Origin of the sequence: Thalassospira australica (assembly GCF_000763295.1) — a bacterium.
In the GTDB taxonomy this organism is placed as follows: domain Bacteria; phylum Pseudomonadota; class Alphaproteobacteria; order Rhodospirillales; family Thalassospiraceae; genus Thalassospira; species Thalassospira australica.
Window position 1 is genome coordinate 252,803 of sequence record NZ_JRJE01000009.1, and the last position, 18,546, is coordinate 271,348.

General features: G+C 52.7%; 15 protein-coding genes. 7 read left to right on the forward strand and 8 right to left on the reverse strand.

Annotated elements, in window-relative coordinates:
- The first annotated feature begins 167 nt into the window (after positions 1-167).
- Positions 168-893 carry an EF-hand domain-containing protein gene (locus JF44_RS0108680; protein WP_033068555.1) on the forward strand — a complete coding sequence of 242 codons (726 nt, stop codon included), beginning with the start codon at positions 168-170 and terminating at the stop codon, positions 891-893.
- Positions 894-895: 2 nt separating this feature from the next.
- Here JF44_RS0108680 and wecB read toward each other — a convergent pair whose 3' ends face one another.
- Both wecB and JF44_RS0108690 read right to left on the reverse strand, forming a co-directional pair.
- Entirely contained in the window at positions 896-1,984 is a 1,089-nt protein-coding gene (wecB, locus tag JF44_RS0108685) for a non-hydrolyzing UDP-N-acetylglucosamine 2-epimerase (RefSeq protein ID WP_033068556.1), read from the reverse strand.
- A 115-nt stretch (positions 1,985-2,099) separates the two neighbouring features.
- Entirely contained in the window at positions 2,100-3,893 is a 1,794-nt protein-coding gene (locus JF44_RS0108690) for a chloride channel protein (RefSeq protein ID WP_033068557.1), read from the reverse strand.
- Positions 3,894-4,184: 291 nt separating this feature from the next.
- Here JF44_RS0108690 and JF44_RS0108695 point away from each other — a divergent pair, with 291 nt between their 5' ends.
- Entirely contained in the window at positions 4,185-5,429 is a 1,245-nt protein-coding gene (locus JF44_RS0108695; RefSeq protein WP_033068558.1) for a multidrug effflux MFS transporter, read from the forward strand.
- Between the two features lie 75 nt (positions 5,430-5,504).
- Here JF44_RS0108695 and metH read toward each other — a convergent pair whose 3' ends face one another.
- From metH to JF44_RS0108715, 4 genes are all read right to left on the reverse strand, one after another.
- Positions 5,505-8,156, reverse strand: a complete 2,652-nt coding sequence (gene metH / locus JF44_RS0108700; RefSeq protein WP_033068559.1) for a methionine synthase — start codon at positions 8,154-8,156, stop codon at positions 5,505-5,507.
- 38 nt (positions 8,157-8,194) lie between these two features.
- Positions 8,195-9,259: a homocysteine S-methyltransferase family protein gene (locus JF44_RS0108705; protein WP_033068625.1), complete on the reverse strand. Its 1,065-nt coding sequence runs from the start codon at positions 9,257-9,259 to the stop codon at positions 8,195-8,197.
- 54 nt (positions 9,260-9,313) lie between these two features.
- Positions 9,314-10,207 (reverse strand): methylenetetrahydrofolate reductase, encoded by an 894-nt coding sequence (gene metF, locus JF44_RS0108710; protein ID WP_202901492.1) that lies wholly within the window; start codon positions 10,205-10,207, stop codon positions 9,314-9,316.
- Between the two features lie 68 nt (positions 10,208-10,275).
- Entirely contained in the window at positions 10,276-11,253 is a 978-nt protein-coding gene (locus JF44_RS0108715) for an ArsR/SmtB family transcription factor (protein WP_033068560.1), read from the reverse strand.
- Positions 11,254-11,639: 386 nt separating this feature from the next.
- On the opposite strand from JF44_RS0108715, the gene JF44_RS0108725 reads away from it, so the two are divergent.
- Together JF44_RS0108725 and JF44_RS0108730 are read left to right on the forward strand one after the other, a co-directional pair.
- A complete protein-coding gene (locus JF44_RS0108725) occupies positions 11,640-12,338 on the forward strand; it encodes an MlaA family lipoprotein (protein ID WP_238318403.1) in 699 nt (232 codons plus the stop codon).
- 9 nt (positions 12,339-12,347) lie between these two features.
- The gene (locus JF44_RS0108730) at positions 12,348-12,986 is read left to right on the forward strand and encodes an MlaC/ttg2D family ABC transporter substrate-binding protein (protein WP_033068562.1); all 639 of its coding nucleotides are present in this window, start codon (positions 12,348-12,350) and stop codon (positions 12,984-12,986) included.
- Positions 12,987-13,123: 137 nt separating this feature from the next.
- Here JF44_RS0108730 and ettA read toward each other — a convergent pair whose 3' ends face one another.
- A complete protein-coding gene (gene ettA, locus JF44_RS0108735) occupies positions 13,124-14,803 on the reverse strand; it encodes an energy-dependent translational throttle protein EttA (RefSeq protein ID WP_033068563.1) in 1,680 nt (559 codons plus the stop codon).
- Between the two features lie 393 nt (positions 14,804-15,196).
- Here ettA and modA point away from each other — a divergent pair, with 393 nt between their 5' ends.
- The 3 genes from modA to modC are packed head-to-tail and all read left to right on the forward strand — an operon-like array spanning position 15,197 to position 17,834.
- A complete protein-coding gene (gene modA / locus JF44_RS0108740) occupies positions 15,197-16,018 on the forward strand; it encodes a molybdate ABC transporter substrate-binding protein (RefSeq protein ID WP_033068564.1) in 822 nt (273 codons plus the stop codon).
- Complete coding sequence (modB, locus tag JF44_RS0108745; RefSeq protein WP_081944379.1) at positions 16,015-16,707, forward strand: molybdate ABC transporter permease subunit; 693 nt, start codon at positions 16,015-16,017, stop codon at positions 16,705-16,707. Before modA ends, modB begins: the two co-directional genes overlap by 4 nt.
- Positions 16,704-17,834, forward strand: a complete 1,131-nt coding sequence (gene modC / locus JF44_RS0108750) for a molybdenum ABC transporter ATP-binding protein (RefSeq protein WP_033068565.1) — start codon at positions 16,704-16,706, stop codon at positions 17,832-17,834. The genes modB and modC overlap by 4 nt, the downstream gene beginning before the upstream one ends.
- 151 nt (positions 17,835-17,985) lie before the next feature.
- Here the strand turns inward: modC and JF44_RS0108755 are convergent, their stop codons facing one another.
- A complete protein-coding gene (locus JF44_RS0108755; RefSeq protein ID WP_033068566.1) occupies positions 17,986-18,537 on the reverse strand; it encodes a sarcosine oxidase subunit gamma in 552 nt (183 codons plus the stop codon).
- Positions 18,538-18,546: the final 9 nt, after the last annotated feature.

Consider the following 18,546-nt stretch of genomic DNA (forward strand, 5'->3'; position numbering starts at 1 on the left):
CACGCTGTGCGAAGGGGACCAGTCTTGCATTCCTGTCGGCGCGTCAATTTTTCACATTCTGCCACAAAACAGGACCGGCCTTTTCCCGAAAAGGAAAATTTTTGCGCCAGTTTTTCATCCCCCGAACGTGTGTGAAAATAACAGCGGTATTTGCATAAGGCATCAGAATGAGCAACATCAACGGTACAGGTGGCAACATTACGCAGATCCAGGGCCTCAACAACCAACGAGCCAATGCACCCCAAGACACCGACGGCGCATTCGGGACGGAAGCATTTGGCAGTTATTCTTCGTTCAGCTTGCAAAACACCGGGGCAAACAGTGCCGCCGAAATGTCAGATCTGACTTCGCAAAGCGAAGCCCTGACTGGTCAACTATCAAATTCGATCATGGCTATGCTGCTCGAACTTCAGCAAACCAGCACCGCAACAGATGGCAGCAGCAGCTTCGATGCGCAGCAGCTGTTTTCTGACATGGATACTGACGGTGATGGCACACTGACAAAAACCGAATTCATGGAAGCAGCCCCCGAAGTCGCCAGCGATGAAATGTCTGAAAACCTTTGGAACCTGATGGCGGGGTCAGAAACTGATAGCATGTCCGAAGATGATTACCTTGCAGCAATGAAACCGCCCGGCGGCATGCCACCCAAAGGACAAGACGGTGAAATTGGCGGCATGACGACCACGGCGGGAAGTGCCATGGCCGAAGACGGTACGTTTGATCCGCTTGACACCAACGAAGATGGCACCGTCAGCCTGTCTGAAATCATGGCTGTCGCCCCACAGGATGCATCCCCGTCACAAAGCAGCCTGCCAAGCAGCACCTCAGACGAGATCAACTCGGGAAGTGAAAATTTTAATTCCAAGCTGATGGCGCAAGTCATTGCGTAACTTTAAAGGTTTGCGACAAAATGCTTGAGCGCAGAAATGGTCCGTTCCGTCGTATTGCCGTCCCAACCGGGAATGGATACGGATCGCACATGTCTTGGGAATTGGGCCAATGCCACCGCAACCAAATCCGACGCATTCACCAAACGATTGGTCCCCAGATCGACCGTTACGGGGCGCTCTGTTGATGGACGCAATGTCAGGCAATTGGTGCCCAGAAAGCTTGTTTCCTCTTGCACGCCACCGGAATCGGTAATGACCAGCCCGGCATCTTTCATCAGGCTTGCAAAGTCCAGGTATCCAAGCGCTGGCAACATTCGTATTCCGCCTTTGCGCAGGGCATCAAGATAACCTTGCAGCGTTAGTCGTTTGGCCGTGCGCGGATGGATTGGAAAACAAACCGTGTGATGGGTCGCAAGTTCAATAATCGCATCAACAATCCGGCCAAGCGTCACTTTGTCATCGACATTGTCCTGACGATGCAAGGTCACCAGAACATAGTTTCCCTTGTTTAAACCGTATTTGATCGCTGCTTGTTGTGATGAAACTGCGCTCTGCATCATGACCAGCGTGTCGATCATGATGTTGCCGACCTGTTTGATGTGGTCAGGCGCAATCCCTTCGGCCAGAAGGTTCTGATCAGCGTCATCAGATGGCGTAAGCAAAAGATCGGACATCGCATCAATGGCGATTCGGTTTTGCTCTTCGGGCATATCCGTCTCAAAGCATCTTAGTCCGGCCTCAAGATGCACAAGGGGAATACCCATATCTCTGGCCACCAAGGCAGCCGCCAACGAGGAGTTCACATCCCCGACAACCAAAACCATGTCAGGCCGTTCTGCGTTACACAGCGCTTTGTAAGCCCCAATCATCTTGGGAATCGGATCACCGTGTTCAGACGCCTTCCAGTCCAGAACATGATCGGGATCAGGCAGCCCGAGTTCCCTCCAGATCATGGATGACATCGCGTCATCGCGGTGTTGGGCCGTATGAACAAAAGACGGATTTATTTCGGCATGGGTCGCCAAACCTTGCCAAAGGGGTGCGATCTTCATGAAGTTCGGTCTGGCACCGGCAACAACGTGAAGCTTCATCGACTATCGACCCCCGTCCTGACTAAGGGAAAGATTTATCGTCTATCTATATCCAAAGTGATCAGCACTGTTGCCCTGAACTGTATTTGGTATTGGTATTTAATGAGTTCTGATCCTAGAACAACTTAGGCGGCGCGTCGCCGCGTTCTTCGCTTTGCAGTTCAAGCAATGCATTATTATAGGCCATCATCGCATCCTTTTCGTGGACAAAGCCGATCATATGTCGTTCTTCGGGGCTGTTGAGCACCGGGAGGTGTTCTTCCCCGGTTTGCTCCATCAGTTTGATGGCCTTTTCTATGCTGTCGGATCGATAGACGACAGGCGGCTTGGATCGCGCAACTTCGCCTGCGCTGACTTCATCACCAAGTTTGGGATCAAAGGCCGCATGGCGCAAATCTGTCAATGTGATCGTGCCATGCAGTTTTCCATGCTCGTCAATGACAAACAGCTCGGAATAGGGCGCGTTGATCAGTTTTTCGCGAACGGCTGGCAGCCCTTCGCTCAGGGGAACCGTTTCATATTCGCGCTTCATGATGTCGGCCACCTTGATCCGGCGCAGCAAATTCACTTCCCTGCCCCAACGGGTCGAAAGCCCCCGACATTTCAATTGCCACTGGAAAAACGATCCGCCTTGGAATTGATCCATTACAAGGGATGCCAGAACCGAAGCCACCATCACAGCAATCGTAAGCGTATAGTCCCCGGTCAGTTCAAACATGATCAGAGTTGTCGAAATCGGCGCGCCAAGAATCGCAGCAGCCAACGCCCCCATCCCGACAAGGGTATAGGCGGTATAACCCGATGAAAGGTCGGGGAACACATTGGTTGCAAGAACACCAAATGCCCCACCCAGCATCGCCCCCAGGAAAAGAGCCGGACTGAACATGCCCCCGGCAAAGCCAAGCCCCATACAGATCGAAACGACAAAAGCCTTGGCAAACAACAAACCAACGAGGAATGGCAGGTTATAGGCTTCATAGAGGGCATCGTTCATTGCCCCATAACCGACACCAACAACCTGCGGAAAGCCCAATGCAATGATGCCGACAATCAAACCGGCAACGGCAGGGCGCAACCACAATGGGATTTTGGTTCTGTTCGCGGCCTTTTGCACAACCGGAATGGCGCGCACCACCAAGGTTGCCGCGACACCGGCAAGAATGCCTAACAAAGCAAAGGCCGGGAATTCCCAGAATGATTGAATTTCGTGACCGGGAATTAAAAAGGCAACTTCATCGCCGTAATAAATGCGCGTGATTACCGTGCCAGTAACAGAGGCCAGAACGATCGGCGCAAACGCGGTTAAGGCATAATGCCCAAGTGCCACTTCATGAGCAAAAAGCGCACCGGCCAGCGGCGCATTAAAAGATGCCGCGACCGCCGATGCCACGCCACACCCCAAAAGGGTCCGCGAGGCAGAACGACGCAGATGCAAAATCCGCGCAAGCCACGCACCAAATGATGCCCCCATATGGACAACCGGCCCCTCACGCCCAAGTGACGCGCCACTGCCCAGTGACACAGCACTTGCCAGCGCACTTTTGATACCGCATCGGGTCGACATACGGGCATCATGAAACGATGCCGCGTCAATCACATCGGCAACACCATGCGGGCGTTTTTCTGGCAAGAACCTGTAGATGAAAATACCAACAACCAGACCGCCAACCGTTGGTGCAGCAATGAGTTGCCACACCGGCAATGTACTGAGATGCGTGTGCAGGGCTTCGTCACCCGTGCCATAGAACAACGACTGAACAAGCAACAGGCCATCACGAAACAGGATCGTGCCACCACCGGCCATCGCCCCGACAATCATGGCCAAAATCGACAGAACCAGTTGCTCGCTTTTGACGATGCGCCGCATTCGGTTCAAAAAAATGTTCGATTTCAGAAGCTTTTCAGCCATATGCGCAATACCGGAGTTGGCGGAACAAAACTGGGGTCAGGACACTAGGATCACGTTTTCTTGCGAATAAAGGGTAAAGACAAGGAATTCCTTGTAAAAATTCGTATCTCACTGCCCATTGATTGACCTTTGTGGATATGCAACAACAAGTGACCTGAATTCAGTTCGTGCCCCCTACCCCGAACAGTTTCAGAAAACCATCATTGCCAAAGTCATGTGACATGCAGCATTCTTGCCCATCTCGCATGATATTTGCGCCGCCACCAAGCGTTCTCAACGGAACCCAAAACCATGAATGATTCCCGTCCCGCGGGCATCCAGGCAGCGCGACCGCTACCTGGTCTTGTCGAATTCATTTGCCTGATGGCGATCACCATCGGGCTTGTTGCCCTGTCAATCGATAACCTTCTGCCGGCTTTTGGCCCAATCGCCCAGGATTTTGGCATCGAGGACGGCAACCGCATGCAGATGCTGATCTATGTTTTCATGATCGCGTTTGGTCTGATGCAAATCGTTTACGGGCCACTTGCCGATAGCTTGGGGCGACGACCGACACTGATCGCCGGACTGGGGCTTTATTGTGTTGGCACGATCATGGCGATCTTTGCCGACAGTTATGAACATCTGTTGATTGCGCGTTTTGTACAGGGGCTTGGTGCCGCTGCCCCGCGTGTTCTGACGATGGCCATTACACGTGACTGTTTTGATGGGCGTGAAATGGCGCGTGTCATGTCCTTTGTCATGATGGTTTTCATTATCCTGCCTGTCTTTGCCCCCGCATCGGGCAGCCTTATTCTGGCACTTGCCAACTGGCACATGATTTTCGTCAGCACCCTGATACTCGCAATTGCAATTGTCTGTTGGTATCTGCTGCGCATGCCAGAAACTCTGCACCCTGAGCACAGGCACAAACTGTCGATCCGACGGATCGGACGCGATATCAAAACCACAGTCACCAACCGCCAGACGCTGGGATATTCCACAGCAATGGGCATGATGTTTGGCTGCCTGATGGCCTATATCGGCTCAGCACAACAGGTTTTTGAGACCGAAGTTTATGGTCTTGGTGTTTGGTTCCCGCTGGCATTTGGTATGATTGCCGCGTGCATGAGCTTCTCTTCATTCGTGAATGCCCGCCTTGTGCGCAAGATCGGCATGCGCAAGATTTCCCATGCGGCACTATTCATCATGACCGGAAGCTGCCTGATCAACCTTTTCATTGCCATTGGCTTTGACGGAAAACCGCCCCTGGTGCTGTTCGGCGTTGGACTGACGACAATTCTGTTTTGTTTCTCATTGACAATGCCAAACTTTAATTCACTTGCCATGGAACCGGTTGGCGCGATTGCCGGAACCGCGTCATCGATGATCGGGGTCTATAGCACGCTGATCGGCGTTGTTGCGGGTGGCATGATTGGGCAACAATTCAATGGCACGGTGATTCCGCTTTTAGCAGGCTACTTTGCCCTTGGCCTGATCGGCATCGTGATCGTCGGTATCACCGAGCGCGGCAAGTTCTGTCACGCGACCCAATAAATCCTTCTGGCATATAACAGAAAAAACCCCGCAGAGTGCAGTCTGCGGGGTTTTTCATTGCGACCGTTCAAGCGGTTATTTTGCCTGACGCGGATCGTAATTAAGGTTCGACGCAAGCCAGCGTTCTGCCTCAGTCAGGGTCATGCCCTTACGTTCGGCATAGCTTTCAACTTGATCACGTTCGATTTTGCCAAGGCCGAAATATTTGGCATCCGGATTGGCAAAATAGAAACCACTCACCGAAGAGGAAGGGGTCATCGCACAGCTTTCGGTCAACGATACACCAACATTCTTTTCGGCATTCAAAAGCGTCCACAAAGTACGCTTTTCGGTATGTTCCGGGCAAGCCGGATACCCCGGTGCAGGACGAATACCGCGATAGTTTTCCGCAATCAGGTCCTGATTGCCAAGTGTCTCATCGGCTGCATACCCCCAAAGTTCCTTACGGACCTTCTCATGCATGCGTTCGGCGAATGCTTCGGCAAAGCGGTCACCCAGTGCCTTGACCAGGATCGCGTTATAATCGTCATGCTCCGCTTCAAGCTTGGATGCGATTTCTTCGACCTGCGGGCCTGCAGTCACAACAAAACCACCGATATAGTCCGTCTTGCCGCTGTCTTTAGGCGCGATGTAATCGGCCAATGCCCGGTTCGGACGTTTGTTGTTCTCGCGATACATCTGCTGACGCAGGGTGCGCAACATGATCGGTTCGTTCTGATCCGGTGCCGGTGTTACTTCAATATCGTCACCAATCGAATTGGCTGGCCACAAACCAACAACGGCTTTTGGCTTGAACCATTTTTCAGCAACGATCTTTTTCAGCATTTCCTGCGCATCTTCATAAAGACTGCGCGCCGTTTCACCGACTTTTTCATCTTTCAGGATATCGGGGAAGCGCCCATGAAGTTCCCAAGTTTCAAAGAACGGCTTCCAGTCAAAGCGCGACACCAGTTCCTCAAGATCGAATTCTTCAAAAACGGTAAGCCCCGGCTTGTTGGGCACCGGCGCTTCAAAGCTATCCCAATCGAGCTGCACCTTATTGGCGCGTGCATCAACAATCGAGAAACGTTTTTTCTGCAACTGTTGAGCAGCATGCTTTTCGGCCATCGCGATGTATTCTTCGCGAATTTCCGAGGCGAACCGCTCTCCATTGGTTGCCGACAAAAGATTGCTTGCGACACCAACCGCGCGTGATGCATCAATCACGTACACCACCGATGACTTAAGATAGTTCGGCGCAATCTTGACCGCCGTATGAACCTTGGATGTTGTTGCCCCGCCAATCAGAAGCGGGATATCAAGTCCTTCACGCTCCATCTCGGCTGCCACATAGGTCATCTCTTCAAGCGACGGCGTGATCAGACCCGAAAGACCAATCATATCGACGTTTTCGGCCTTGGCGGTTTCAATGATCTTCTGGGTCGGCACCATCACGCCAAGGTCAATGACCTCGAAGTTGTTACATTGCAAAACAACGCCGACGATGTTCTTGCCGATGTCATGCACATCGCCCTTCACTGTCGCCAACAGGATCCTGCCGTTGGTTTCGTGCTTGCCATCTTTTTCTTCTTCGATGAACGGGATCAGATAGGCGACCGCCTTTTTCATCACACGGGCCGATTTCACCACCTGGGGCAGAAACATCTTACCGGCACCAAACAGGTCACCGACGATGTTCATGCCGTCCATCAACGGCCCTTCGATCACATGCAGCGGTTTATCGGCTTCAAGCCGCGCTGCTTCGGTATCTTCTTCGACATATTCGGCAATACCGTTGATCAGAGCATGTGCAAGGCGTTCCTTGACCGGTTTCTTGCGCCACTCAAGATCAACTTTTTTCTCAGGCCCACCAGTACCTTTGTATTTTTCGGCAATTTCCAGCAGACGGTCTGTCGCATCCGAACGGCGATTCAAAATCACATCTTCTACGCGTTCGCGCAGTTCTTCGGGAATTTCTGCGTAAACAACCAACTGGCCGGCATTGACAATGCCCATGTCCAGCCCCGCCTGAATGGCATGATACAGGAATACCGAATGCATGGCCTCACGCACCGGGTTGTTCCCGCGGAACGAGAAGGACACGTTCGAAACACCGCCGGAAATCTTGGCATAGGGCAGATGCTTTTTGATCAGCTTGCAGGCTTCGATAAAATCGACAGCATAATTGTCATGTTCTTCGATGCCGGTCGCGACCGCAAAGATGTTGGGGTCGAAAATAATGTCTTCAGGCGGGAAGCCGACCTTTTCGACAAGAACTTCATAGCTTCGTTTGCAGATTTCAAATTTGCGATCAACCGTATCGGCCTGGCCTTTTTCATCAAAGGCCATCACAACCACTGCCGCACCATAGCGACGCAGCATTTTGGCCTGTGCGATGAAGGGCTCTTCGCCCTCTTTCAGGCTGATCGAGTTCACAATGCCCTTGCCCTGCAGGCATTTGAGCCCTGCTTCGATCACGTTCCATTTGGAACTGTCGACCATGATCGGCACGCGTGCGATGTCTGGCTCAGCCGCGATCAGGTTGATGAACTTGACCATCGCCGTTTCAGCATCGAGCATCGCATCATCCATATTGATGTCGATGATCTGAGCGCCGTTTTCGACCTGTTGGCGGGCGACTTCAAGGGCCGCATCGTAATCTTCTTCAACGATCAACTTCTTGAACTTGATGGAGCCCGCAACGTTGGTACGTTCGCCGATATTGATAAATCTGGAAATGTCGGTCATGGGTCTTTTCGATCTCTTTTCAGCAATCAATATCGGGTTTAAGCGGCGTCAAACGGCTCTAGGCCGGAAAGGCGCATTCTGGGCTCAAACGATGGCACAGCCCGCGGCTTGGCGTCTGCAACGGCGTTGCTAATCGCCTTGATGTGCGGCGGGGTTGTTCCGCAGCAGCCACCAAGAAGATTGATCATGCCACTATCTGCCCACTCCTTGACCAGTTCAGCCATTTCAGCATCTGTTTGATCATATTCGCCAAATTCATTCGGCAGCCCTGCGTTGGGATAAACCGAAACACGGCATTCGGCAATCCGCGACAGTTCCTGAACATAGGGGCGCAGTTGTGCTGCCCCCAACGCACAATTCAAACCGATCGAGAACGGCTTGGTGTGGCGTACGGAGTTATAGAAGGCTTCTGTCGTCTGGCCCGAGAGAGTCCGGCCAGAAGCATCCGTGATCGTGCCCGAAATCATCACCGGCACATCTTCGCCACGTTCTTCAACCACTTCATCAATGGCAAACAGTGCGGCCTTGGCGTTCAAAGTATCAAAGATCGTTTCGACCAGAAGTGTATCAGCCCCGCCATCAAGAAGCCCTTTTGCGGCTTCCTTGTAAGCTTCTTTAAGTTGGTCAAACGTAATCGCACGGAAGCCGGGATTGTTCACGTCCGGCGAGATCGAGGCCGTTCTGTTGGTCGGCCCGATAGCACCGTTCACAAAGCGCACATCACCGGGATGGGCTGCTTCCCATTCATCACAGGCCGCGCGCGCAATCTTGGCACTTTCGAAATTGATCTCGTAAGCCAAGTCTTCCATGCCGTAATCGGCCTGTGCAATTGTGGTCGCGCTAAAGGTGTTGGTCCCATTCAGGTCTGCACCGGCTGCGATGTACTGCAGATGGATATCTTTAATGATATCGGGCTGTGTCAGCGACAAAAGATCGTTATTGCCCTTAACATCCTGCTTCCAGTCAGCAAACCGCGCCCCGCGATAATCTTCCTCGCTTAAGGTATGCTTCTGGATCATGGTGCCCATTGCGCCATCAAGGATCAGAATTTTTTCTTCGGCCCGTTTGCGCAGCAGGGCAATGCGTTCCTTGCGGTCATTCATCATTTTCATCCAGTCTTTATCTTCATGCGTCAAAGCGACAAAACGTTCGGGAACTCAGGCCGCAGCCTGCACTTCACCGCGAAGGCCCAGCGCATGACAAATGGCATAGGTCAGCTCTGCACGATTAAGCGTATAGAAGTGGAAGTCGGTAACACCTTCGCTGATCAGACCTTCTACCTGCGAAATCGCTTCGTGGAACGCAACCATGCGGCGCGTGTCGGGATCTTCATCAAGCCCTTCAAAACGCCAATGCAAACGTTGGGGTACAGAAGCACCACACATATCGGCAAATTTCAAGAGCGACGCAAAGTTCGTCACCGGCAGAATGCCCGGTACAATCGGTGCTTCAATCCCCGCAGCCACACACTTGTCGCGGAACCTAAGATAGGTTTCGTTATCAAAGAAGAACTGCGTGATTGCCCGGTTTGCCCCAGCATCGATCTTACGTTTAAGATAATCGATCTCAAAATCAGCACTCGGTGCATCGGGATGGATTTCCGGATAGGCTGATACCGAAATATCGAAATCAGCAATTTCTTTTAGCCCAGCCACCATATCAACCGCATAGGGATACCCGCCCGGCGTTGGTACATATTTTTCACCGGCATCGGGCAAATCACCGCGCAGCGCGACAATGGAACGAATGCCTTCGTTCCAATAGCTGCGTGCAATCTGATCAATCTCTTCTTTGGTGTGTCCTACACAGGTCAGATGTGCTGCTGCCGGAATACCGGTTTCACGCTGAATGCGGGTGACACTGCCATGTGTGCGGTCACGGGTCGTGCCCCCGGCTCCATATGTCACCGAAACGAATGACGGGTTCAACGGCGCAAGCCGGTGGATCGAACGCCACATGGTTTCTTCCATCTTCTCCGTTTTTGGCGGAAAGAATTCGAACGAAACCCGCAGGTTGTTGCGCACTGCCTTAATTTCTTGAACCGTCATCATATCAGTATCTCAATCCTGTCTTCATGATCCCGAGAATCGGGACCTTTTAACTCGGGTTAGCCTGCGGTTTACTCCGCAGCTTTATTGGAATTCGTTTGTGTTTTGTCTATTGCCTGATCCGATGCGGCATTTGCTTTCCAAATCCGTACCGTTAGCGGTTTGCCCGGCAAACTTACGACGTCATCCGATATCAGGCCGCTCGCGCCGAACCAGGTGCTTATAGATGCGTCATCAAAGCCCAACCGTCGATGTGCATGCTCTTCACGCAGTTCCTCGTGATCATGCTGGGCGAAATCGACGACAACCAGTTTACCACCGGGTGCCAGAACACGTGCAGCTTCGGCCAGTGCCACGTCTGGTTTTTCGGCAAAGTGCAGGACTTGATGCAGGGTCACAACGTCGAACATGCCCCCCGGATAAGGCAATTGATACATATCGGCCTGCCGCACCAGACAATTCGACAAATCCGCACGTTGCAAGCGCGCACGGGCAACCGCCAGCATCTCGCGCGACATATCAACGCCAACGCCTTCTTCCGCGTCACGTCCGAGCAGTTCAAGAATCCGCCCCGTCCCCGTGCCAACGTCCAAAATGCGGCCGCCAGCCAAATCACCGACAGTTTCCAGCAATGCCTTTTCGACTTCGGCTTCATCAATGTGCAGGGAGCGAATCTGATCCCAGTCCCGTGCATTCGCGCGGAAATATTCGGTCGCGATTTTCTCTCGCTCTGCCTTGACCTGGTCCAGTCGCGCGCGATCAAGCGTCAATGTCTCATCGTCTTTTGGCAAAAGGTCCAGCACCGGCTGAACCAGATCAGCCCCCGGACCTGAATGCGGGGTGCGATAGAAGACCCAGGTTCCTTCACGGAATCGCACCAGCAGGCCTGCCTCGCACAATAACTTCAGATGGCGAGAAACGCGTGGCTGGCTTTGGCCGATGATCTGGGTGATTTCACTGACGGTCAACTCACATTCAGCACAAATGGTCAGCAAACGAAGCCGTGTCGCTTCTGCTGCTGCACGCAACCTTGCAAGAACCTGTTCCATCTCGATACCCTCCACGCAGACAAAAAAGATATAAAGATATGTTTATGTTTGTTCAAGATCTATTTTCAGACGCATGTGTTGCCAAAATACCACACCCTTGAACCACTTGATCGCGATCAACTTTTTGTATGCTGGTGTTTAAATTCCCCCTATGCTAACCAGATGGATATCTGAGGCGTATGCGTTACGTGATTGCACTCCCATATAGGAAGTTGATCAGTAACGTTTTTTGGTTTTCCGCACCAAAGACGTTTCGGGTCGGGGAAGTCTGTGTTTCGAACATCGGTTGGCCAAAAATAATGAAGTTTCGAGCTTTACTCTCGCTCTGTGCCGCAGGTTCGCTGTCTTTATTGACCGCGTGCGCATCAACAGAACCAGCACAAGACATGAGCGACTACGACCCGATTGAACCAGTTAACCGCGTCGTCCATGGCGTGAATGGTGCAGTCGATTTCATGGTCCTGTACCCCGCTGCGATGTGGTATCGCGATATCGCACCCGAACCGGTTAAAACGTCGGTCAAAAGTTTTGTGCGCAACATTAATGAACCGTTGAACTCGCTTAATGCGTTGCTGCAGGGTGACCCGGAACAGGCTGCTGCCTCGTTCCAGCGCTTCATCATGAACTCGACGATCGGCCTTCTTGGCTTCAACGACGTCGCAACCGATTTTGGTATCCCCTATCGCCGCGAAGATTTCGGCCAGACTTTGGCCCATTACGGCTTTAGTGGCGGACCTTACATCGTATTGCCGCTGATTGGCCCGTCCAACCTGCGCGACACCATCGGTCTTGGTGTTGACTATGCCGCCAACCCATTGACCTGGGGCGCAGAAAACAGCGATACAGCCGAAGCGCTTTATCTTGGCTCGATTGGTCTGAGCGCGCTGCATTATCGTTACGCGACGATCAATCAGCTTAACGAGCTTCAGAAATCCTCTATCGATTATTATGCCGCACTGCGCAGCCTTTATCGTCAGCAGCGTAATACGCAGATCCGAAATGGTGCCCCTGCATCGATCTCGGCTGTTGAAGACGAAAGTGCGTCATTTGACTTCGACGATGCCGTCGAAGCTGCAAGCGAATAAGAGCCTGTCATGACAAACAGCAAGATCACCCTACCAGCTGCTGCAATGATCGCCATTGCAGCAACGTGGTCTGCACCGTCATTCGCAACGCCTGTGTCATCCGACATTGTGACCGAAGTGGCCGTTGAAACCAGTGCTGCGAATGTCATTCAAAGCATGGCCGACGAGGCTATTACCGAACTGACTGACCAATCCCTTGCAGAAGACGTCCGCCGGAAGAAGTTTGTCGCTCTGATGGATCGTTACTTTGCAATGGATGTGGTGTCGCGCTTTGTGCTGGGGCGTTACTGGCGCTCCATCTCCAAAGATGAAATCGACGAATTCGCGGTTCTGTTACAGAACTATCTGGCACTGAATTACGCCAATCAGTTCAAGGAATTCAACGGCGAGCAATTCGTTGTCGGGAATGAAACACAAAAGAACAAAGATACCTTTGTGAATTCCCAGTTCGTTCGCCCCGATGGCCCACCGGTCAATATTGTATGGCGCATGCGCGTTTTTGACGACAGCTACAAAGTGATCGACGTATCCATCGAAGGCTTGAGCATGGGGATCACCCAGCGCGATGAATTCACATCCGTCATTCAGCAAAACAATGACGATGTCAGCGCACTGACATCAGCGTTGAAAGCCAAGACCGGCCTTTAAGGCGTTATTTTTGCACCATCAAATAGAACAAAGCCACCGCCCATATGACGGTGGCTTTTTTGTATCCGTATCCAGAATATGCGCACAAAAAAGACCGCCCGAAGGCGGCCTTTCGTATCACACAAGCACAGCCCTGATTAACGAGTCAGCGGCTTGTATTTAATGCGGTGCGGGCGACTTGCTTCTTCACCATAGCGGCGTTTGTAATCCGCCTCATACTCCTGATAGTTGCCTTCGAACCACTCAACATGCGAGTTGCCCTCATAGGCCAGGATGTGGGTTGCAATACGGTCAAGGAAGAAGCGATCGTGCGAGATAACCACAGCACAGCCGGCAAACTCCAAAAGACCTTCTTCAAGCGCACGAAGCGTATCAACATCAAGATCGTTGGTCGGCTCATCGAGCAGCAGAACGTTCGAGCCGGACTTCAGCATTTTGGCAAGATGAACACGGTTGCGTTCACCACCTGACAGTTGACCGACTTTTTTCTGCTGATCTGCACCCTTGAAAGCAAACTGCGACACATAGGCCCGCGAGCTCATCGGGCGTTTGCCCAACAGGATTTCATCCAAACCGTCGGAAACTTCCTGCCAAACCGTTTTGTTCGGATCAAGCGAGTCACGCGACTGATCGACATAGCCCATCTTGACGGTTTCGCCAATCTTGAGCTCGCCGGAATCCGGGGTATCGGCCCCGGTTAGCATTTTGAACAGGGTGGTTTTACCCGCACCGTTCGGGCCAATCACACCAACGATGCCACCCGGTGGCAAACGGAAGTGCAGATCATCAAACAGAAGCTTGTCACCAAACGCCTTGGTCAGGCCCTCTGCGGTGATGACTTCATTGCCAAGACGCTCGGCAATCGGAATAACGATCTTGGTTGAATCCGGCACAGCCTTGGCTGCTTCGGCAACAAGATCATCATAGGCACGAACACGGGCCTTGGATTTCGCCTGACGGCCTTTCGGATTCTGCCTGATCCAGTCCAACTCGGTCGCAAGCTGTTTCTGGCGGCTGCCTTCCTGACGGGCTTCCTGTTCCAGACGCTTTTGCTTCTGTTCCAGCCAGGACGAATAGTTGCCTTCAAACGGGATGCCCTGACCACGGTCAAGTTCCAGAATCCAGCCGGTAACATTATCAAGGAAGTAACGATCGTGGGTGACCAGAATAACGGTACCCTGATAATCTTCCAGGTGGCGTTCCAGCCAGGCAACCGATTCCGCATCAAGGTGGTTGGTCGGTTCATCAAGTAGCAGGATATCAGGTTTGGCCAGCAGCAAACGGCACAGTGCAACGCGGCGGCGCTCACCACCTGACAGTTTGGTGACGTCGGAATCTTTCGGCGGGCAACGCAGTGCATCCATGGCAATTTCAAGCGTGCGCTCAAGATCCCAGCCATTTGCCGCATCGATGCGTTCCTGAAGTTCACCCTGCTCCGCAAGGAGATCATTCATTTCGTCATCGGTCATCGGCTCGGCGAATTTGCCGCTGATTTCGTTGAAGCGTGCAAGATCATCAACGATTGAACCACACCCTTCCATAACGTTGCCAAGAACGTCTTTGTCCGGGTTAAGCTGCGGTTCCTGTTCCAGGTAACCGACATTGACGCCATCAGCAGGCCACGCTTCACCAGCGTAATCCTTTTCGATGCCTGCCATGATTTTCAGCAGCGTCGATTTACCTGCACCGTTGTTTCCCAGAACACCGATCTTTACACCTGGCAGGAAGGACAGCGTAATGCCCTTGAACAGTTCACGACCGCCCGGAAGGATCTTGGTCAGGTCCTTCATGACGTAAATATACTGATAGGATGCCATTAAATTCCCCATCCAAAATTCGTTAGGTCCGCCCCCTTGGGCCGGAACACGTTGGCACGCTCTTAAAGTGCGCCTGAAATACTGTGCCCGTTTGTAACCGACCAACTGTCTCTTAACAACTTCAAACCGCAAGTCACTTTGTGTTAGCGCCCCACCAACCAATTCCAACCCCCAAAAGGCACCGACGCAGGACAAACGAAGCGGTGAAAACGAAGCTCCAACCGCAATGAACGAACGGTTTGACATGAAGGCGGACGATCCGCTTTGCCACAACCAGCCTCCCGCGGGTCTGTTATCTTATGAGACGACCAATGCACATCTCTTTGATTGGCAGTGATTTTCGCTATAGTGGGTTGAAGGTTCCCGTCTTTATAAGTTGCCCATGAGACATCAATGCTCAACCATTTGCGCAGCCCACTTAATGCATTCATTTGTCTTTTGACCGTCCTTGTTATGCTCGGGGGAGCTCCATCACCGGCCAAGGCCGATGACATCACTGTCTTTGCCGCGGCAAGTATGACCAATGCCATTCAAACAGCTGCAAAGGTTTATGAAGAAAAGACTGGTGATCGCGTGCGTCTCTCTCTTGCCAGCTCTTCTACCCTTGCCAGACAGATCGCCGCAGGCGCGCCAGCCGATATCTTTATTTCTGCCAACGAAAAATGGATGATCTGGCTTGAAGATCAGGGGCTGATTGCCACCACAAGCCGCTATCACCTGCTGGCAAACCGTCTGGTTCTGATTGCCCCTAAAAACAGCCCGCTTTCCCGGGTTCACATAGATCAGACAACAGATCTGATGAATATGGCGGGCCCCAATGAATACATTGCGGTTGGTGATCCGGACCATGTACCTGCCGGAATTTATGCCAAACAGGCTCTCATCACACTTGGACAGTGGGATGGAGTTAAACAGCAGCTTGCACGCACGGACAATGTCCGCGCGGCTCTGGCCCTTGTCGAACGTGGTGAAGCACCAGTTGGCATCGTCTATCGCACGGACGCTGACATCTCCGATCAAGTCAAAATCATCGCCTCGTTTCCCGAAAACAGCCATCCTGCGATTACTTATCCCATTGCCTTGACATCGGATCACGCAAAACCCGGCGCATTAAAATTGCTATTGTGGCTTTTGGGGGATGACGCGGGCAGGATTTTTGCCGACTATGGCTTTGAACCCATTGCAACAACCAAGGCAACTGTGTCCCGACAATGATCAATTTGACCCCGGCAGAAATCGAGGCACTCCTCCTGAGCTTGCGCATTTCCGGCGTGGCAGTTGCCTGTGCCCTGCCCTTTGCGGCTATCATCGCAACCGCCCTTGCACTGGGGCGTTTCCCCGGGCGCTTCATTCTTGATGCAATCGTGCATTTGCCGTTGATTCTGCCACCAGTTGTCATGGGGTATCTGCTGCTGATCGGTTTTGGCACACGTGCCCCGCTTGGCGCCTGGCTTTACGAAACCTTTGATCTGCGCTTTGTTTTCAGTTGGACCGGGGCAGCAATCGCATCGGCGATTGTCAGCTTCCCGTTTCAGGTCCGCGCCATCCGGCTAAGCCTTGAAAACGTCAACCCCGGATTATATCAGGCTGCCGAAACACTTGGCGCCGGGCCGATTGACCGGTTCTTTTCGCTGACGTTGCCTCTGGCTTTGCCAGGCATTATTGCCGGTGCCATCACAGCATTTGCCGCAAGTCTTGGGGAATTCGGGGCTATTATCACTTTCGTTTCAAACATCCCCGGCGAAACCCGCACACTCCCCCTTGCGATCTATACCGCCATACAGACACCGGGAGGCGAATTGGCGGCGGCACGGCTTACGGCACTGTCCATCGGGTTGGCATTTGCCGGATTGCTTTTGTCTGAAGTGGCCCTGCGCCGCATCCGCAAGAGGGCTGCGTCATGAGCTTGGGCATTCATATCAAACACAAGATCAACAAGTTCACGCTTGATGCCGAATTTCATATTGTTGAACCCGGCATTACTGCGCTGTTTGGTCCATCAGGAAGCGGTAAAACAACACTGGTCAATATGATTGCCGGCCTGCTGCATCCCAATAGCGGCCATATTCAACTTAACGACCATGTGGTGTTTGATCATTCCCGAAACATCAATCTTCCAACCCGACAGCGCCGGGTTGGCTATCTATTTCAGGATACCCGTCTGTTCCCGCACAAATCGGTGCGCGACAATCTGTTTTATGGGGCCCGGCGCAATCATCACAAACTGCCCCACGATGAACAAGACGCGATCCTTGAGATGCTCGACATCGCCAAACTGATGGATCGCCGTCCCAACAATCTTTCTGGTGGGGAAAAACAGCGTGTTGCATTGGGCCGGGCATTGCTGTCCAACCCGGATATCCTTTTACTGGATGAACCACTTTCAGGCCTTGATCATGCGCGCAAGCAGGAAATCCTGCCCTATCTGGAATGGCTTCGCGATCACCGCAAACTGCCTATACTGTATGTCACCCACGCCATCGACGAAGTCGCACGCCTTGCCGATAACGTGGTGGTCATTGATCAGGGCAGAACCCTTGCAGCAGGATCGATTTTTGAAATGCTGGGCCGATCTGACCTGCCCCCGCTTGCAGGACGATTTGACGCCGGGACAGTTCTGCCAGCCCGCATAGTCAGCCGCGACCCCAAGGCGGAGGTCAGCTTTCTTGACTGCGGCGAACAACGAATTGTCGTGCCCTACCTCGGCCGACCGGCAAGCAACAAGGTCAGACTCCATGTGCGTGCACGCGATGTCATGATTGCCCGCACGCCCCCGCGCGACATCAGTGCAAACAACATCATTCCCGTCACGATTCTGAAAATTCAGGATGACCCGGGCGATACACTCGACGTCACCCTTTGCTTTGGGCATGACGCCGATGCCCTATCACAGGCTGAAACCCATGCGCGACCAACCCTACATGCCCGCCTCACCAAATGGTCTGCCACGCGTCTTGGCCTGCTCCCAAACCTTACAGTCTATGCCGTGATCAAATCGGTTACGGTCAATGGACAACTGCGTGACCGATAGCTGACAACGAATGCGTTGTGGAACTGCCTGTTATTGGTTCTTGCCGCAATCAATCTTACCAACCACCAACAAAACGTGCCATTAGAACGAATAAAGGCCGACACTTTGTATCGGCCTTTATTATGTCATCCAGCATGGCAGGTCTGCTTGACTACTCTGCGGCTAATTCCTTGCAACCTCTGCACAGCAGATCAATGACATGCAGGGCAAACGACCGCCAGATATCCATGCGGAAGCTTTGTTCTTCGTCGCGCCAAAGCACCACGGTGACACCATCAACCACCGTGCGGCACCCACCGCCGACCGGGATGCTGTCGATATCGCGCGGGCAGCCTATGGTGAGCAACTCTGCTGCACGGTCGCCTTCGATCCGGACCGTGATTTCACGGGCGGAAACTTCGGTCAGGCTGTGTGTTGCCGACGCATAGATATCGGCACAGGCCGAAACCAGTGTATCGGTATTGTCTGACTTGGCGATGACCATCCATTCATCGGGGCCAAGGCAGATGGCCTCGGTCGTGCCGTTGCTGGCACGTTCCCCGACCGTGATCGGCAGTTCAACGCCAATCGCCATGGAAACCGCCGGAATATTGGCCGCGCGCAGCCGCAACGAGAAACGCGCAACCGGTGCCATCAGGGTCAATTTGACCGGGCCGGACGCAACGATCGGACCTGGCGTAAATGCGTGTGTAAGTACCGTCATTTGTCTGTT

Bases quoted from the DNA above. Each gene is read 5' to 3' on its own strand.
- JF44_RS0108690 (WP_033068557.1), bottom strand. From the start codon at position 3,893: ATGGCTGAAAAGCTTCTGAAATCGAACATTTTTTTGAACCGAATGCGG.
- JF44_RS0108715 (WP_033068560.1), bottom strand. From the start codon at position 11,253: ATGGAACAGGTTCTTGCAAGGTTGCGTGCAGCAGCAGAAGCGACACGG.
- modC (WP_033068565.1), top strand. From the start codon at position 16,704: ATGAGCTTGGGCATTCATATCAAACACAAGATCAACAAGTTCACGCTT.
- JF44_RS0108695 (WP_033068558.1), top strand. From the start codon at position 4,185: ATGAATGATTCCCGTCCCGCGGGCATCCAGGCAGCGCGACCGCTACCT.
- JF44_RS0108680 (WP_033068555.1), top strand. From the start codon at position 168: ATGAGCAACATCAACGGTACAGGTGGCAACATTACGCAGATCCAGGGC.
- metH (WP_033068559.1), bottom strand. From the start codon at position 8,156: ATGACCGACATTTCCAGATTTATCAATATCGGCGAACGTACCAACGTT.
- ettA (WP_033068563.1), bottom strand. From the start codon at position 14,803: ATGGCATCCTATCAGTATATTTACGTCATGAAGGACCTGACCAAGATC.
- JF44_RS0108730 (WP_033068562.1), top strand. From the start codon at position 12,348: ATGACAAACAGCAAGATCACCCTACCAGCTGCTGCAATGATCGCCATT.
- JF44_RS0108705 (WP_033068625.1), bottom strand. From the start codon at position 9,259: ATGAATGACCGCAAGGAACGCATTGCCCTGCTGCGCAAACGGGCCGAA.
- modA (WP_033068564.1), top strand. From the start codon at position 15,197: ATGCTCAACCATTTGCGCAGCCCACTTAATGCATTCATTTGTCTTTTG.
- modB (WP_081944379.1), top strand. From the start codon at position 16,015: ATGATCAATTTGACCCCGGCAGAAATCGAGGCACTCCTCCTGAGCTTG.
- JF44_RS0108755 (WP_033068566.1), bottom strand. From the start codon at position 18,537: ATGACGGTACTTACACACGCATTTACGCCAGGTCCGATCGTTGCGTCC.
- metF (WP_202901492.1), bottom strand. From the start codon at position 10,207: ATGATGACGGTTCAAGAAATTAAGGCAGTGCGCAACAACCTGCGGGTT.
- JF44_RS0108725 (WP_238318403.1), top strand. From the start codon at position 11,640: ATGAGCGACTACGACCCGATTGAACCAGTTAACCGCGTCGTCCATGGC.
- wecB (WP_033068556.1), bottom strand. From the start codon at position 1,984: ATGAAGCTTCACGTTGTTGCCGGTGCCAGACCGAACTTCATGAAGATC.